The sequence below is a fragment of the Mesorhizobium sp. M7A.F.Ca.AU.002.02.1.1 genome (assembly GCF_003998535.1).
GTDB classification, from domain to species: domain Bacteria; phylum Pseudomonadota; class Alphaproteobacteria; order Rhizobiales; family Rhizobiaceae; genus Mesorhizobium; species Mesorhizobium ciceri.
Window position 1 is genome coordinate 1 of the sequence record NZ_RZPB01001004.1, and the last position, 1,835, is coordinate 1,835.

Sequence of the window (1,835 nt, forward strand, 5' to 3'; positions counted from 1 at the left end):
GCGCGATCCCGGCGGTCGGCGGCTCCGTCAATGTCGCTCCCGGCGGCTATTGCGATACGCAAATTCGCATGGTCGATGGCCGCGTCGCCGAAGTTGCCTATGCCGGCGACAACAATTTGCCGAACAGGCGCGACGCGCTTTGTGTCAGCACGGTGGACGCCTGTGTGACCTATGCCCGCCAACTCGGCCAGAGGCCGGCGGCCAAATAGCCGGCGGCAGCGAAACGGCGATGGCAGGTCATGCAAATGTCATTGAGGGCTTGACTGACCCGCCGGACCGAATACGCTAGCGCAAAATACCGGCTCTGATTGCCGGGCGGCAAAAATGCCTCGTATGCCTCGCCCTTCCGGCGCAGGCTGCGAGGCATTGTCATTTCTGGGGTCCTGTTTGAAACGGCGCATCGAGATCGGCATCCTGTATTCCCGCTCGGGGAGCTATCAGCTCGTCTCCGATGCGTGCCGCATCGGCGCCATGCGCGCCATAGCCGACATCAACGCCGATCGCAGCTCAGGCATCGAACTGGTGCCGGTGGAGCGCGATCCGCAAAGCAATGCGGACCGCTACGCAACGCTTTGCGAAGATATCTTCAAGACCAGCAGCGCACGCCATGTCATCGGCTGCGTCACCTCCTGGAGCCGCAAGGAAACCATTCCGGTCTTGGAGAAAGCCGGCGGCATGCTCTGGTACGCCTGCCCCTATGAGGGCTTCGAAGCCAATGAGCATGTCGTCTACATGCACGCCTGCCCCAACCAGCATCTGGTGCCGCTGATGGCGCATGTCGTGCCGCGTTTCGGCGCCAACGGCTTCCTGCTCGGCTCGAACTACATCTGGGGCTGGGAGATGAATCGCGTCGCGCGCGACCTGATCGCGGATGCCGGCGGCAAGGTGCTGGGCGAACGCTATCTGCGCATCGGCGAGACCGACGTGTCGCGGCTGATCGCGGAGATCCGCGCCACGCGGCCGAACTTCATCCTCAACAATTTGATCGGCACCTCGTCCTACGCCTTCCTCGCGGCCTATCGCGACCTGGGTCACGAGGATGCCGCCTTCAGTCCCGGGACTTGCCCCGTCATCTCCTGCAACCTGACCGAAGGTGAGCTGCCGGCGATCGGTGAATCCGGCAAGGGACATCTGTCGGTCGGGCCGTATTTCGCGCCGCGCCCGGCTGCCTTTGCCTCATCCTTCGAGGCCTCCGCCTATGCCTCGGTGCAGGTGATGGCCGACGTGCTCTCCAGCAATCCCGACGCCGGTCCGGCGGAATTCTCCAAAGCCTTCGCCGAACGCCGCTTCTCCACCCGGCTCGGTCCGATCGCCATCGACGCCCACTCGCAGCACGCGACACTGCCGGTGATCATCGGGCGCATCGCGGACGGCTTCTTCGAGGTCGTCAGCCGCGAAGACGAAGTCGCGCCGGATCCGTATCTGTCGCGCTACGACCCGGCAAAAACATTCGGCCGCCCGCGCCTGAGGGTGGTGTCGTGACCAGAGCCCCACGCATCCCCAATCTCGGCGGCGCCAGGGCGTTTATCCTGCATCGCCCACATCCGACGGTGCAGGCGATCACCAGGCAATTGTCGGCCATCGGGCTGATCACGCTGGATTGCTGGCCGGAACTGCCGCCCGAGACGCTGGCCGCCGATTTCGTCTTCTTCGACGCCGATCTCGGCTTTGACGAGCAGTTTCCGTGGAAGCCGGGCGAGGCACCGATGCCGCTGGTGGCGCTGATCGGTTCCGAGGCGCCGGGCCGCATCGAATGGGCGCTGTCGCATAAGGCCGATGCGCAGCTGCTGAAGCCGGTCGGCAATGCCGGCGTCTACAGCGCGCTGCTGATCGCG

Annotated in this window: 1 protein-coding gene and 2 pseudogenes; all 3 read left to right on the top strand. The window is 64.6% G+C overall.

Annotation, left to right across the window (positions count from 1 at the left end; genetic code table 11):
- Window positions 1-209: pseudogene (locus EN879_RS34305) on the top strand (hypothetical protein); the annotation flags it as partial.
- A 178-nt stretch (window positions 210-387) separates the two neighbouring features.
- On the top strand, window positions 388-1,482 hold the full coding sequence (locus EN879_RS34310; protein ID WP_013528537.1) for a transporter substrate-binding protein: 1,095 nt from the start codon (window positions 388-390) through the stop codon (window positions 1,480-1,482).
- Window positions 1,479-1,835: pseudogene (locus EN879_RS34315) on the top strand (transcriptional antiterminator); the annotation flags it as partial. The gene EN879_RS34310 and the pseudogene EN879_RS34315, both read left to right, overlap by 4 nt.